Source organism: Companilactobacillus sp. y65-5, from assembly GCF_057541095.1.
In genome coordinates this window covers 193731-207843 of record NZ_BAAJOA010000002.1, presented here as the reverse complement: position 1 = coordinate 207843, position 14113 = coordinate 193731, and the positions used below count along the sequence as shown (strand labels likewise).

Here is a 14113-nt window from a genome sequence, read left to right as displayed (position 1 = left end):
ATGTTTGACAAAATTTGGGATCAACACGTTATTACAGGAGAAGTAGGCGACCCACAACTAATATATGTAGATCTTCAACTGCTCCATGAAGTAACTTCCCCGCAAGCATTCGAAGGATTGCGTGAAAATGGAAGAAAAGTTCGTCGTCCGGATCGTAATTTTGCGACGATGGATCACAACGTTCCCACGGTTGATATCTTCAATGTCAAAGATGAAATTTCTCGCAAGCAAATCGACACGTTAGCGAAGAATACCAAAGAATTTGGAGTTCGTTTGGCAGGTATGGGTGATGAAGACCAAGGTATCGTTCACGTTATCGGTCCCCAATTGGGATTGACACAGCCGGGTCAAGTCATCGTTTGTGGCGATTCGCATACTGCTACTCACGGAGCTTTTGGTTCGATCGCCTTTGGTATCGGAACTAGTGAAGTAGAACACGTCTTGGCTACACAGACTATCTGGCAAACTAAACCTAAGACGATGGGAATCCATATTCACGGTGAACTACCTAAGGGTGTATATGCCAAAGACATCATCATGGGGATCATCGCCCGTGAAGGGGTCGCCTTTGGAACTGGTTACGCGGTGGAATACTACGGTGATACGATTCGCAATATGGGTATGGAAGCGCGCATGACGATTTGTAATATGTCGATCGAAGGTGGCGCAAAGATGGGGAGTATCCAACCGGATGCGACGACGTTTGAATATATCAGAGGTCGTAAATATGCTCCTAAGCAGATGGATAAAGCGATTGAATATTGGCAACAATTCAAGACTGATGACGACTCGGCCTTTGACAAGATCATCGACTTCGACGTCAGTGATTTAGCACCATTTGTTTCATGGGGAACTAATCCAGGCATGTCAGTTCCAGTTGATGAGCCCTTCCCACAGATCGATAACCAAGACGATGAAAAAGCCTATAACTATATCGGCCTCAAACCCGGACAGACGGCTAAACAGATTCCGATCGGTTTCGTCTTCTTCGGTTCCTGCACTAACGGTCGCTTATCTGATTTGAAAGTGGCGGCACATGCCATCGAAGGTCACCACGTGGCAGATGGAGTCACGGCACTAGTAGTTCCGGGCTCACGTGAGGTCAAGGAACAAGCTGAAGAACTAGGTTTGGACAAGATTTTTAAGGACGCAGGTTGTGAGTGGCGTGAACCGGGGTGCTCAGCCTGTCTAGGGATGAATCCTGATCAAGTTCCAGCTGGCGTTCACTGTGCTTCAACCTCAAATAGTAATTTCGAAGGTCGTCAAGGAGCTGGCGCTAGAACACATCTAGCTAGTCCCGCTATGGTCGCCGGTGCAGCAGTTCATGGACATTTTATTGATATCAGAAAGGAAGCTATCTAATGAAGCCAATTACAACGATTACCAATACCACTATCCCGATCATGAAGGAAAATATCGATACGGATCAATTGATCCCTAAGCAATTTTTGAAAAATATCCTTAAAACAGGTTATGGTAGAAATCTTTTCTTCGATTGGCGCTATCAAAAAGATGGCTCGAATAATCCAGATTTTATTTTGAACCAACCAGAATATCAAGGCGCCAAGATACTGATCACTGGCGATAACTTCGGTTGTGGGTCCTCCCGTGAGCACGCCGTCTGGGCATTGAAAGATTACGGATTTGAAGTAGTCATCGCTGGTAGTTATAGTGACATTTTTTATATGAATAGTACGAAGAACGGTCTATTGGCAATCACCTTGCCAAAGGAGCAACGTGATATTCTTGCGGCGATCAAACCGGATGAAGAAATCACCGTCGATCTTCCTAATCAGCAAGTGCGTTATCAGGATCAGCAATTCGATTTTGAGATTGATCCTTTGTGGAAGCACAAGTTTGTCAATGGATTAGATGATATCGCCATTACGATGGGATATGAGAAACAAATTACAGAATATGAGGCTAAAATGCCTAATTTTAATTAACCAGTAATGGAGGGATGTATTGTGGAAATTCAAGAAGGAAGTCAACTACAAGGTCGCCTAGACCGTACATATGAATCACCGTTGTTTTATAAAGTCTTTGCATTAGTTTCAGGTGGTATGCTTCTGGACGCCGCTGACGTCTACATGGCCAGTGCCGTTGCCAGCACGACTTTAAAAGATAATTGGTCAACGATTCAACAAAACTCATACTTTTTATCGAGTGGATTTCTCGGACTGTTCATCGGTTCGATCATCGCTGGATTTATTGGTGATTTGAAGGGACGTAAAGTTGCTTATCAAATCAATTTACTTCTTTTTGGAGTTTTTACATTCTTAGGGGCATTCTCTCCTAATATGACTTTTTTGATCATTTGTAGATTGATGTCGAGTATCGGACTAGGTTCAGAGATCGTTACTGGATACTCGATGGTCAATGAATTCGCTCCGATCCACAGTCGTGGCAAGTGGTGTGCGACTGTTTCATTGATTGCAAACTGTGGTGCACCGATCACGATGCTCCTCTGTACTTTGATCATCCCCAACTACGGCTGGCGTCCGATGTTTGCGGCTATCGGTGTCGTAGCTGGTATCCTCTGGTATCTACGCCGTGATATTCCTGAATCACCACGCTGGTTGATCGCTCACGGTCGTACCGAAGAAGCTCAAGATATCATCGAGAGACTAGAGGTCAATGGTAGTAGTGATATCAATAATACTTCCAAACCGCATGAACAAGTTCATCATTCATTTGCTGTCAGTTTATTCGTTGCGACAGTTGCCGTTTCAGCTACTATTATCTGTCAGTACACTTTCACCTCATGGGTACCGACGCTATTAGTTCAACGCAATATCAATATCGGTAATTCACTTGGACTATCAACCATGATGATGCTTGGTGCTCCGGTCGGATGTGCCATTGGAGCATACTTGGTCGATCGGATCGGTCGTAAACTTACGATCGTGCCAGCATTTTTCTTCACAGCTATTTTTGGGATGATCTACGCCCAACAGACACAGGTTGCGGCTGTTGTCGCAATTGGTTTTCTTTTAACTACTTGTTTTTATGTTTTGATGGCAAGTGTCGTTGCCGTATATGTAGCCGAATTATTTCCGACGAAGATTCGTTTCCGCGGTTCTGGTATCGCCAATGGGATCGCAAAACTCTTCACTGTTGCGATGCCAATCGTTGTTGCTTGGCTATTGTCAGTCACATCGACTGATGTTATCTTTTGGATCATCAGTGCCATCGCCGTATTTGCTGGAGCAGTCGTGTGGTTCTTAGGTGATGAAACTAATCAAAAAGATATCAGTTAAGAATATTCCAATGGTGTATAGTGGAGGTGACGGGGCACGGTTACATGAAAAAAATTATTACGAGATCATTTTTTAAAAATCATTTTTGGGATAGGCTCAATGTTTTGCGAGCTGGTATTTTAGGAGCTAACGACGGTATCATTTCTGTTTCAGGGATCGTTCTCGGTGCAGCTGGGGCCAATTTTGACAACAACACATTGTTGATAACAGGTATCTCAGGCATGTTAGCAGGTGCCTGCTCGATGGCGGGTGGTGAATGGATGTCGGTCAGTACGCAACATGATGTTCAAGAAAAAAAGCTTGAGTCTCAATCTGAACAAGCCAAGACCAAACTTCAAAATGAAGACATGTTAGTCCCGTTACACGCTGCTACAGCCTCGTTTTGTTCGTTCATCCTTGGTGCGATCATTCCACTATTAGCCATGAATTTGTCTAACGACAGGTGGCGGATAGTCAATACTGCTATCGCTATGATAGTGGCCTTGAGTCTGAATGCGGTCATCAGTACATCCAATACTGATATTTCCACTAAAAAAACTATTCTCCGTAATGTGTTAGTCGGAGTTGCGACGATCATTATTACTTACTTGATTGGTAGTATCTTCAATGTTTCAGTTAAATAAAACAAAGCTCAGTTAGGAGTAATATCCTAGCTGAGCTTTGTTTTGATTGTTGAAAATTACCCTGACTGTTAAAATAAAACCAGAGGTAGTGATAATTATGTTAGAGACAACCAATATTAATATAACCGACGCAGAATGGCGTATCATGCGAGTCATCTGGGCCTTAGACACTGTCACATCGCGACAATTGATCGATGTCTTGGGTGATTCTATGGACTGGAAACCCGCAACGATCAAGACACTTTTACATCGCTTAAATGATAAGGGCATCATTAAGGCCGAAAAAAATGGAAACAAGTTTGTTTATTCAGCCGTGATGGACGAAAGCCGTACCGTAGACTTAGCTTCAAAAAAATTCTTCAATCAAGTCTGCGCTAAAAAAGTCGGCTCAGCTGTGGCCTATATCATTGATGAATCAGAATTGACTCAAGCCGATATCGACAAAATTCAAGATAAACTAAATCACAAGCAAGCGGTCGAAGAGATCAACTGTAATTGTGTTCCTGGGGAATGTGACTGCGATTAGTTGAAATTTTTACATTAATTCAGTATCGGTATGTATAATATAGAATGAATAGCTCTATGGGGAGATGATTTATATCAAAAAAACAGGGAAAGTTCTTACTGCAGCAGGTGTTGGATTCTTGGCACTGAAAGAGTTCCAAGCAATCAAAGAAAAGAGAAGCTTGAGAAGTTTATTGATTGAAGAGTCATTAGATGCTGTAAATATATTTCCAACTATTCGCTCAAGTGCAGATATGGAGCACTATGTGGGGACATATTACAGACCATTCGAATTACCTGAAGAAGCAAGATTGAGATATAAGTTCAAATATCTCAAAGATTCTGATGACACGTTAGAGTATGTTCCTAAGGAACAATCTAACAAAGTTATTTTTTATATCCACGGTGGTAGTTACTGGTTTCAACCAGTCAAGTATCAGTATGCGATGGCACGCAAACTGTCGAAGCTAGCTGATGCTAGGATCGTGATGCCGATCTATCCAAAAGCACCGATCCACAATGCACACGAGGCCACAGCCATGGTATTATCCAGATACTTATCGCTGATCAACGACGAGTTGGTCGATCCGGAAAATATCATCTTATTAGGTGATTCATCGGGTGGTGGGATGGCACTGTCCTTACTTCAAGTAATGCGCGATCGGAAATATCCATTACCAAGTAAGGCCATCTTATTGTCACCTTGGTTGGATGTCTCCACCAGCAACCCAGAGATGGAAGCATTACAGAGCGTTGATCCTATGCTCCACATCGCAGACTTACAATTCGAAGGCAAAATCTACGCTGACAACTTGGATGTGAAAGACCCCTTAGTCAGTCCGATTTACGGTGACTTGACCGATTTGCCACCGATTCATCTTTTTATCGGTACACATGATATCTTCTATGCGGACGCTAAAAAATTAAATGAGATTGCTTTTGGCAAGGCTGATCTGACGATGTACGTGTATCCGAATATGGACCACGTTTTCCCAGGTTATCCTATTCCTGAAGCTAAAGAAGTTTTAAAGAAGATTGCTAAACTAATCAAATAAAAAACTGACCGAATCCACTTAAAATGTGAATTTCGGTCAGTTTTTTTGTTAAGCCTGTTTGTAATTGTCAGCTTTTAAGTTAGTGACAGTCAACATCACAATCAAGCTGATGATGTAGAGTGATGAGATGAAAATCATAACCGTCATCACGTTGTAATTATCGAGGATCCAGCCGATAGCTAAACTGGAGAATCCACCAATACAGCGACCAGTATTCATGATCACGTTGTTGGCAGTGGCACGTATCTCGGTAGGATAGAGTCTACTTACGACAGCACCGTAACCAGCAAACATCCCGTTTGAGAAGTATCCGACGATAGCTCCGACGATGATAAGTGAAATCATATTGGAAGGTAGGGTCAGGACATAGACACCGATAGCTGAACATACTAGGAAGATTCCAAAGGCCATGCGAGGTCCCAATGTGTCGAGGATCCAGCCGAATGTCAACATTCCGGCACACATACCCAGTATGGTCGCAATCATCCAGGTTGAGCTGGCAACTGTCAAATTAAGTTGTTTTTGCATGATCGTTGGTAACCAGTTCATAAGTCCGAAGTAACCAGCAATTTGTACGATAGCCATAATCATTAAGCCGATTGTTTGATGAGCGATCTTTGGCGTTGCGAATAATTCTTTGATACTACCATTTTTTTCTTTGGAGGATTTGATGAAAGTGTCACTTTCTTTTAAGTGATGTCTGATGAAGAAAGTGATAACGACTGGTAAGATACCGAATAAGAATAGTGCGTGCCAACCGAGTGTTGGAATGATAAATGCGGCTAAGAGTGCTGCCATGATAGCTCCACCTTGTCCAGCCATTCCGACCCAACTCGATACTCGACCGAGTTTTTTCTTCGAGAAACTTTCGGCGAGGACGGTCATACCGATACCATATTCACCACCACCACCGATTCCGGCGAAGAAGCGGCAGATGTAAACTGCAGTCAAACTGTGAGCGAAGAACATTGCTCCTGTTGCGATGGCGAAGATGAAGATCGTGTATGTGAATGTTTTGATACGGCCGACTTTGTCAGCTAAAATTCCAAAAAAAATACCACCTATAAGCATACCGATATTTGTGATCGTGGATATTAATCCAGCTTGTGTTCCACTTAATCCGAATTCAGCAATGATGGAAGAGAGGGCGAATGATAAAAACATGACGTCCATATTCTCTAACCCAAAACCTGCGGCTGTGGAAGCGACCACTTTAGTGCGATAGCTATCTAGATGGTTTGAATTTGTATTGTTTTCGACTATTTTCATAGTATTTTCCTCCAAAATGGACGCTCTCTGTCGTCCCTTATTTTGCTTGTGTGTATAATATCACTTGCCCAAAATATTAACAAGGGTAGGAATTTTATTGCCCAGTGTCTAAATATTGATATATCAGTATTTTAGAGCTTAAATATTTATTCTTTAATTAATTTTGAATTATTTATTATTATTCCGGTAATGGTCAATAGTGTGGCGAAGACTGCTAAGACGATCAGGATATTGGAACTACGATTCAAGAGTCCAAAACTTACTGGACCGAAGGCGGCTAATAAGTAACCAGCTGACTGTGCCATACCGGAGACATCGGCGGTCTGATACGGATTAGTTGTTTTGTTCGTGAAGAAGAAAATGGCAGTATTGAAGGCGATACCTTGAGCAAAACCGACGAAGATCGTCCATAGGATCAGATAACTAGCAGAAGTAGTCTCGACTAAAAAGGCTAAGGGGGCGATGACATAACCCAATGCTACTAATGCAGTTAATATTCGCATCCCGACTTTTTTTGGTGCCAGCATCGGGACTACAAAGGATAATGGTAATCCAGCGAGTTGTAGGATCGTCAGTAAGTTACTGGAGAAGACGGACGAAACACCATGACTATTGAGAATCTTAGGTAACCAAGTCAGGATTGAATAATACACTAGTGACTGGAGACCAAAGTACAGAGTGATCAGCCAGCCGAGTGATTGATGCCAAACACTTTGATAATTGGGAAGCTCATCCCGATTGGTACTAGAAGTTGAGTCATCTTTACGAATGTTGGGAATCCAAAATACTAAGGCGACGATTCCCACGAGTGATAGGAGGGCCAAAGTAGTGCTCAGATTGAACTTAGTGATCAAGAGGCCTGAGACAGCAGTACCGATCGCCGCAATCAGGAGCATGGATAATGTATAGAGTGCAGTACCGACAGGTAGCCGATTGGCTAAGTGATCTTTGATGGCGGCTGGAAGTAAGACGTTACCACTGTCGATACCGATACCGACTAGGGCGGTTCCAATGAACAATGCCGCAGTAGATGGGATAACGCGTAAGTAACTACCGGCTATCAGTAGGATGAAGAATAAGAAGATAGTCATTTCATTACCCTTACTTTTGGATATTTTAACGATTATTGGCGAAAAAATAGCGAATGCGATCAATGGAATCGAAGTCAATAGACCCGCCATCGAGGCTGGTATGTGTAGTTCTTTCTCGATACTATCCAGTAGTGGCGGCATGATGGTGATCGGCAGTCGCAAGTTGGCAGCTATCAGCATCATACTGAAGATAAAGTAGTTTTTTGATACAGGTTTTGCAGAACTCAAAATAGGATCCCCCTCGTAATAAAAAAGTTACCATCACAGTGTAAAACAAAAAAGAAATTGTGACAAAAGTCGAATAAGTGCACAAAAAAGGAGCCTGAAACATTGTTTCAGACTCTGGACAACTACAAGACGTCGACATCCTCATAGCGTGTCATTAATGTATTGAAATTATAATCTTTGATTAGTTGGATATGGTCTTCACCTTTGAAGAAAGCCGTCAGACTACCGGCTAACATCAGATTCAACGGTTGATCTGGTTCGAAACGAACACCGATAACGGGGATGTTGTTGGCGAAAGCATAGCCGCATTCCCAAACCGTACCGGAATCAGGTTCGAATTCGCCAGTTTCAGTTTTGTAATCGAGCATGGCAACTACTAGATCTGAAGTATTGATATTATTGATGTCATGTTTGAAGACAGCAGTTTGCCATTCAAAAGTTCCCATTTTGGCAGCTTCGTATTCATCCACTCCGGGGCGGAAAATATCACCGATCGTCGAATTATTTTTGAGTAGTTCTTCGATCTCATCCAAGCGAGCAATTTGTTCTTTACTGAAGAATGGTCCAGCTAGATATACACGGTTTTTTTTGTCCATTAAACTATTAGTTTCTCCTTAATAATTTATATTATTTATTATACGTTATAACGGCGTACAAATGCTATGTTATCGTTACATAGATGAATATTTTTGGATGAATATTTGCTTTCAATTGCTTCGAAAAGATGGTATAACAATAGTAGGCACGGAGGACGATACCATGAAAAAACAGAAGAGCTTACGCGATGATAAACGCAATGTGAGCTATCTTGCAATTGTGGGGATATTAATAGCATTTTCGCTGTTGATCTTTTAGGTATAATACGTGCTATAGATGGGTTAGATTTAGAAATTATTTTTTTAGTTCTGATTACAGGGAATGTGTGGGAGCACGTTCCTATTTTTTTACTCGAATTTTATAAATAAAAATGATATACTTTATACTCTTTTTGGTGAAAAATTACGTATATTGGAGGTTCCAAATGTCTAAGAATCAGTTTATCGAGATAGTGAATGACCGTCAAAATAATCTAAAGAACGTTAGTTTGAAGATTCCTAAGAACAAATTGACCGTTTTTACAGGAGTGTCAGGTTCGGGTAAGTCTTCGATCGTCTTTGATACCATTGCACAAGAAGCCGGACGACAACTTAACAGTACCTATAATAGTTTTACAAGATTGTATTTGCCAAAGTACAAGCGGCCTGATGCTGATGAGATACACAATCTATCTACAGCGATTATTATCGATCAAAAACCACTTGGTGGTAATGCTAGATCCACACTGGGCACGATCAGCGATATCAGCCCTTTGTTTAGGATCCTGTTTTCAAGATTTGGAACTCCCAAGTACGGAAATGCCAGTAATGCCTTCTCCTTCAATGATCCCGAGGGAATGTGTCCGCACTGTGAGGGAATCGGTCGGAGCTATGTGGTTAGATTGGATGAGGCTCTGGATTACAGCAAGTCACTGAACGATGGGGCGGTACTTTTACCGGGCTACAATGTTAATTCCTACTACTTGCAGACGCTACTATATTCGGGATTATTTGATAATGACAAACCCGTTAAGGACTTCAGTGCTGATGAGATGGAGAACTTGCTCAATGGTGAAGCTGAGATCAAAGTGCCATACAAAGGCACTGAGTTGACGACCAAGTATGAAGGAATCATCAAGAAGTTTTATCGGACTAACATTCAAGAGAATAAGACCATGTCAGATGGTGCACGTAAGAAGATAGAAAAATATGCTAAAATGTCCACTTGCGAAATGTGTCAGGGAACTAGATTTAATCAAAAAGTATTGGATTCAAAAATAAACGAATACAATATTTTTGATTTGACCGATATGCAATTGGATAAGTTGGTGACGGTTTTAGATGGATTCACCGATGAACGGATGAAGTCGATCATCAGTGATTTAAAAATCAGGATTCAAGATCTGATTAATATCGGTTTGGATTATTTGACTCTAACCCGTGAAACGGCGACCTTATCAGGTGGCGAGAGTCAACGTGTCAAGACGGTCAAATACTTGTCAAACAGCTTGACTGATTTAATTTATATTTTAGATGAACCTAGCACGGGTTTGCATCCACGTGATGTCGGTCGCTTGAACCAATTGTTATTGAAGCTTCGTGACAATGGCAATACCGTATTGGTAGTTGAGCACGATCCCGATGTGATCAAAGTCGCAGACCATATCGTCGATGTGGGTCCGGGCGCAGGTATTCATGGTGGCACGATCGACTATGAGGGGACCTATGAAGGGTTATTACAATCGGATACATTAACTGGTAAATATCTGAACCACGAATTATCTATGAAGGCGAATCCACGAGAAGCACAGGACTTCATCAAAAGTTCCAAGTCGTCGCTCCACAATCTGAAGAATGTTCAACTAACCATCCCAAAGGGCCTATTTTCAGTTATCACTGGTGTGGCAGGTTCTGGCAAGAGCACGTTGGTAGAGCAGGTTTTTGCGGAGGAGAATCCAGATGCGGTAGTTATCGATCAAAGCCCACTGCATGCTAATAGCCGCTCTAATTCAGCGACCTATACCGGAATCATGAGTGAGATCAGAAAGTTATTTGCACAGGCTAATGATGTCGAAGATAGCTTATTCAGTTATAACTCCAAAGGTGCTTGTTCGGAGTGTAAAGGCAAGGGCGTCATTGAATTGAACATGTCGTTCATGGATAATTCCGAAGTTGAATGTCCTAAATGTCATGGTGGCAGATTTGAACCCGCGGTGTTGCAATACAAGTTTAAAGATAAAAATATCGTTGAAGTAATGGATATGACGATCGAAGAAGCATTTTCGTTCTTTGATGATAAGAAGATAAATACTAAACTCAAGAATATCCACAACGTTGGTTTAGACTATTTGGCTATGGGTCAAGCCTTGAATACTTTGTCAGGTGGCGAGAGCCAGCGCTTGAAGATCGCAAAGGAATTGAATAAAAAAGGCAATGTCTTTGTTTTGGATGAGCCAACTACTGGTTTGCATGTTTCCGATACTGAGAATTTGATTCGGATAATCAATGACTTGGTCGAAAAAGGCAACACGGTAGTAGTGATCGAACACAATGTCGATGTCATGCGCAGTGCTGACTGGATCATCGACATCGGACCTGACGGTGGGGCTCGTGGTGGTAATATCGTTTATGAAGGTCCAGTAGCAGGAATCGAACAAGTGCCAGATTCAGTCACTGCGAAGTACTTGTAGAAATATTTATTTAGTAAGAACTATTTATAGAAGGTTTAATTTAAAACAGCTTAAACTCTGTATTTTGCAGAGTTTAAGCTGTTTTTTTCTCTGGCATCATGGCATTATTTCATAAATAAGTATTTTACTTATAAAAAAATGACTAAAAACAAAAATATTTATTTCCGATGCGCTGTAATCAGGCAGTTTTAGAAAAAAGATACTACGTAAGGGGTGAATAGATGAGTCGGAGTAAAAAGATATTATACGGTTTTACCATTTTGACAACGGTAATCTATCTCTTGTGGCGGATGTTCTTTACTATACCTTGGCACACGCATATCTTAGTGTTGACCTTTGCACTATTACTACTGTTGAGTGAAATAATTTTTAATTTTACAGCCTCGATCTTTATTTGGAACAAGCAACAAGTGGTTCAAATCAAAAAACCAATAAAAACCAATCGTAGAGGACTCAGAGTTTCCAGATGTTGGTGGTTTTCCGACAGATACCATCACTGAAGATTTTGAGTTGAGCATGCGTATCAATTCTGCTGGTTATCGAAATATTTCTACCATGAAAACAATGGCTAGTGGATTGACGCCGACTGATTTTAAGAGCGTCATGAAACAGCGGGTACGCTGGGCTAGAGGGGTTATTCAGAGCATTTACAATCTCAAAGTGTTATTCAATCGGAATTTGTCCCGTTCACAAAAATTTATTTATATGAACGGTTGCTTATGCGAACGTTATGGTATCTCTGGATGATAGTTAGTGTCAACATGGCGATAAATAAGATTGCTAGTACGATGAAACTAAACATGAAGAGGTCATTTAAATTATTAAGGCTGAATATGTCCTGTAACCAGAGAGCGCTGTATGGTGATAATGCAGCACCGAGATTGTAAAAAATCAAGATCAAAGAAGTAGACCAACTACTACCAGAATTATTTTCATTCACGACATTCAGCATGAAGGGTAGGAATAATCGGAAGCCAAAGCCAGTAATAAATCCGCCGATGATCGTCATCACAGTGGTGTCAGCTAAACTAATGACCAACATAGCCGAGCTTAGTAGTAATAGCGATGCCGGCAAGATGAAACGATGCAATCTATTATAGATTCTGCCGAACAAGAAACCAGAACTCATAGCACCGACACTAAGACCTAAAATAACATAACTGGCATCTGTGGCTGTACCATAGCCATTGTTAACTAGTAGAGTTGGGACTTTGATGCCCATGGTCATATACAGTGTGGCTACGATAAAGGTCAATAATAGTAGTCCTAATAAGCGACTTGAAAAGTGAAAATTATTTGAACTTTCGTCAGTGACTTTAGAGGTTTCATCTCTATTTTCTTCTGCACGAGGAAGGTCAGGGACGAATAGTAGGAACAAGATTAGTGCGGGGATGGCAATGGCATATGCTAAAAATGACCAGTGCCAACCAAACTTCAGAAGTTGTCCAGCGATAAAAGTAATGGCAATGCCGCCAAATCCTTCGAATGCACTTTGATACCCGATCAGTTGAGAGCGTTCAGTACCTTGAAAAAAGTAAGTAACTATCGCAACTAGAAGTGAGTTGAACAGGCCGACGCCAAAACCAAATAGGGCACGTGAGGCCATGATGATCGCGAAGTTGTTACTGACGACTGGTACTAGACCACAAATCATGACTAGTGCTATGCCGATAGTAATGGTCGGTTTAACGCCGATTCTTTGGGCGATCAAGTTGCTAACTAGAAGTGAAATCATCAAGAAAAATGATGGAATGGTGGTCAGCATTTCTACTAGCGCCAAAGGGACATCTGGAAAAGCTTTTGCCAGAGCTGGGATGTTGGCGTTGATTGCTGGAGCTGAGGCTGTCAAAACCGAAACTGCCAACAAAGAAAATTTCATAATACCTTTTTGTTTATTCAAAATAAAAATCCTCCACTAAATAAGATTACTTGGAGATAATAGACCTTGGAGTTCAGTCCAAGGCAAGGGAAAATAAAAAAAGATTTCAGAAATGAAATCTTTTTTTAGTTCCATAAATCTATAGAGTGGTTTATGACAATTATTTTATCCAATTAGGGCGGTCGCCATCAGTATTTGGTTTGTTCAAGCCTACACTAGTGCGTGAATATTTTTCAGGTTTCACAATCAAATTCAGAATGAAGTCAGCTACGCTGGCACGTGAAACTTCCGTACCCTTGAATGGCTCGTCAATCGTTAATTCATAGTCGATTTCAGAATTGTTGGTCAACCAAGCAGGACGTAGTTCTGTGTAGTTAACGTCTGAGTTCTCAAGCAATGTGGCAGACTCTCTAAATCCGGGAAGAAAGTCAGAGATTGCTTGTTCATTCCATTCACCAAATTTACCAAGAACCTCGTGGTGTGCGCCGAGAGCGCTCATAAAGATGAGACGATTTTTTTGAGCTTTTTGCATAGCTGTAAGTATACTCTTGGTTTGGTCAGCTAGATTTGTACCACCGGCATTAGAGTAAATGATATCAACATCTTTCATCGCCGATATCAAAGCGGATGTATCAAGGTTGTCACCTTCAATGATTGTAACTCGTTGATTATTACGATATTGATTGAGACGTTCAGAGTTGCGTAAAAATAATACAATGTTGATATTCGTTTCATTCAACAAACGTTCAGTTACTATTCTAGCGGTGGCACCATGAGCACCAATAATTAATATTTTAGACATTAAGTATCCCTCTTCGAGTTTGATTTGTATATAAATCATAAGTCCAAGTAGTAGAAATGTATAATGCTTATATTTAATGATTCATTATTCGTTTTTGTTATGGATGTAGTGCGGCTATTATCCTCTGAGTGGTCCTC

General features: G+C 41.2%; 13 protein-coding genes and 1 pseudogene. 9 read left to right on the top strand and 5 right to left on the bottom strand.

Annotated elements, in window-relative coordinates; genetic code table 11:
- The 6 genes from leuC to AC27FM_RS05060 all read left to right on the top strand — a co-directional run bounded on the left by leuC (window position 1) and on the right by AC27FM_RS05060 (window position 5442).
- On the top strand, window positions 1-1362 hold the full coding sequence (leuC, locus tag AC27FM_RS05085) for a 3-isopropylmalate dehydratase large subunit (RefSeq protein WP_487086881.1): 1362 nt from the start codon (window positions 1-3) through the stop codon (window positions 1360-1362).
- Window positions 1362-1946, top strand: coding sequence for a 3-isopropylmalate dehydratase small subunit (gene leuD, locus AC27FM_RS05080; RefSeq protein WP_487086422.1), 585 nt, complete (start codon window positions 1362-1364; stop codon window positions 1944-1946). Before leuC ends, leuD begins: the two co-directional genes overlap by 1 nt.
- Before the next feature lie 6 nt (window positions 1947-1952).
- Complete coding sequence (locus tag AC27FM_RS05075) at window positions 1953-3260, top strand: MFS transporter (RefSeq protein ID WP_487086421.1); 1308 nt, start codon at window positions 1953-1955, stop codon at window positions 3258-3260.
- Between the two features lie 44 nt (window positions 3261-3304).
- Entirely contained in the window at window positions 3305-3883 is a 579-nt protein-coding gene (locus tag AC27FM_RS05070) for a VIT1/CCC1 transporter family protein (protein WP_487086419.1), read from the top strand.
- A gap of 97 nt (window positions 3884-3980) precedes the next feature.
- Window positions 3981-4409, top strand: a complete 429-nt coding sequence (locus AC27FM_RS05065; protein ID WP_487086417.1) for a CopY/TcrY family copper transport repressor — start codon at window positions 3981-3983, stop codon at window positions 4407-4409.
- Between the two features lie 64 nt (window positions 4410-4473).
- A complete protein-coding gene (locus AC27FM_RS05060; protein ID WP_487086415.1) occupies window positions 4474-5442 on the top strand; it encodes an alpha/beta hydrolase fold domain-containing protein in 969 nt (322 codons plus the stop codon).
- Between the two features lie 48 nt (window positions 5443-5490).
- Here the strand turns inward: AC27FM_RS05060 and AC27FM_RS05055 are convergent, their stop codons facing one another.
- The 3 genes from AC27FM_RS05055 to AC27FM_RS05045 all read right to left on the bottom strand — a co-directional run bounded on the left by AC27FM_RS05055 (window position 5491) and on the right by AC27FM_RS05045 (window position 8626).
- Window positions 5491-6711: an MFS transporter gene (locus AC27FM_RS05055; protein WP_487086414.1), complete on the bottom strand. Its 1221-nt coding sequence runs from the start codon at window positions 6709-6711 to the stop codon at window positions 5491-5493.
- 146 nt (window positions 6712-6857) lie between these two features.
- Window positions 6858-8030 (bottom strand): MFS transporter, encoded by a 1173-nt coding sequence (locus AC27FM_RS05050; protein WP_487086412.1) that lies wholly within the window; start codon window positions 8028-8030, stop codon window positions 6858-6860.
- A gap of 122 nt (window positions 8031-8152) precedes the next feature.
- Window positions 8153-8626: a nucleoside 2-deoxyribosyltransferase gene (locus tag AC27FM_RS05045; protein WP_487086410.1), complete on the bottom strand. Its 474-nt coding sequence runs from the start codon at window positions 8624-8626 to the stop codon at window positions 8153-8155.
- Between the two features lie 425 nt (window positions 8627-9051).
- Between AC27FM_RS05045 and AC27FM_RS05040 the strand changes: the two genes are divergently transcribed.
- From AC27FM_RS05040 to AC27FM_RS05030, 3 genes and pseudogenes are all read left to right on the top strand, one after another.
- Entirely contained in the window at window positions 9052-11295 is a 2244-nt protein-coding gene (locus AC27FM_RS05040; protein WP_487086408.1) for an ATP-binding cassette domain-containing protein, read from the top strand.
- Window positions 11296-11516: 221 nt separating this feature from the next.
- Window positions 11517-11795: a hypothetical protein gene (locus AC27FM_RS05035; RefSeq protein WP_487086406.1), complete on the top strand. Its 279-nt coding sequence runs from the start codon at window positions 11517-11519 to the stop codon at window positions 11793-11795.
- Window positions 11761-12015, top strand: a pseudogene (locus tag AC27FM_RS05030) (glycosyltransferase family 2 protein); the annotation flags it as partial. The gene AC27FM_RS05035 and the pseudogene AC27FM_RS05030, both read left to right, overlap by 35 nt.
- On the opposite strand, the gene AC27FM_RS05025 reads toward AC27FM_RS05030, so the two are convergent.
- Both AC27FM_RS05025 and AC27FM_RS05020 read right to left on the bottom strand, forming a co-directional pair.
- The gene (locus AC27FM_RS05025) at window positions 11993-13174 is read right to left on the bottom strand and encodes an MFS transporter (RefSeq protein WP_487086879.1); all 1182 of its coding nucleotides are present in this window, start codon (window positions 13172-13174) and stop codon (window positions 11993-11995) included. The pseudogene AC27FM_RS05030 and the gene AC27FM_RS05025 sit on opposite strands and share 23 nt — an antisense overlap.
- 160 nt (window positions 13175-13334) lie before the next feature.
- Entirely contained in the window at window positions 13335-13976 is a 642-nt protein-coding gene (locus tag AC27FM_RS05020) for an NAD(P)H-binding protein (RefSeq protein ID WP_487086404.1), read from the bottom strand.
- Window positions 13977-14113: the final 137 nt, after the last annotated feature.

What these genes read in the sequence shown, in the direction of transcription:
- leuC (WP_487086881.1), top strand. Translation starts at nt 1, where the DNA reads ATGTTTGACAAAATTTGGGATCAACACGTTATTACAGGAGAAGTAGGC.
- leuD (WP_487086422.1), top strand. Translation starts at nt 1,362, where the DNA reads ATGAAGCCAATTACAACGATTACCAATACCACTATCCCGATCATGAAG.
- AC27FM_RS05075 (WP_487086421.1), top strand. Translation starts at nt 1,953, where the DNA reads ATGGAGGGATGTATTGTGGAAATTCAAGAAGGAAGTCAACTACAAGGT.
- AC27FM_RS05070 (WP_487086419.1), top strand. Translation starts at nt 3,305, where the DNA reads ATGAAAAAAATTATTACGAGATCATTTTTTAAAAATCATTTTTGGGAT.
- AC27FM_RS05065 (WP_487086417.1), top strand. Translation starts at nt 3,981, where the DNA reads ATGTTAGAGACAACCAATATTAATATAACCGACGCAGAATGGCGTATC.
- AC27FM_RS05060 (WP_487086415.1), top strand. Translation starts at nt 4,474, where the DNA reads ATGATTTATATCAAAAAAACAGGGAAAGTTCTTACTGCAGCAGGTGTT.
- AC27FM_RS05055 (WP_487086414.1), bottom strand. Translation starts at nt 6,711, where the DNA reads ATGAAAATAGTCGAAAACAATACAAATTCAAACCATCTAGATAGCTAT.
- AC27FM_RS05045 (WP_487086410.1), bottom strand. Translation starts at nt 8,626, where the DNA reads ATGGACAAAAAAAACCGTGTATATCTAGCTGGACCATTCTTCAGTAAA.
- AC27FM_RS05040 (WP_487086408.1), top strand. Translation starts at nt 9,052, where the DNA reads ATGTCTAAGAATCAGTTTATCGAGATAGTGAATGACCGTCAAAATAAT.
- AC27FM_RS05035 (WP_487086406.1), top strand. Translation starts at nt 11,517, where the DNA reads ATGAGTCGGAGTAAAAAGATATTATACGGTTTTACCATTTTGACAACG.
- AC27FM_RS05025 (WP_487086879.1), bottom strand. Translation starts at nt 13,174, where the DNA reads ATGAAATTTTCTTTGTTGGCAGTTTCGGTTTTGACAGCCTCAGCTCCA.
- AC27FM_RS05020 (WP_487086404.1), bottom strand. Translation starts at nt 13,976, where the DNA reads ATGTCTAAAATATTAATTATTGGTGCTCATGGTGCCACCGCTAGAATA.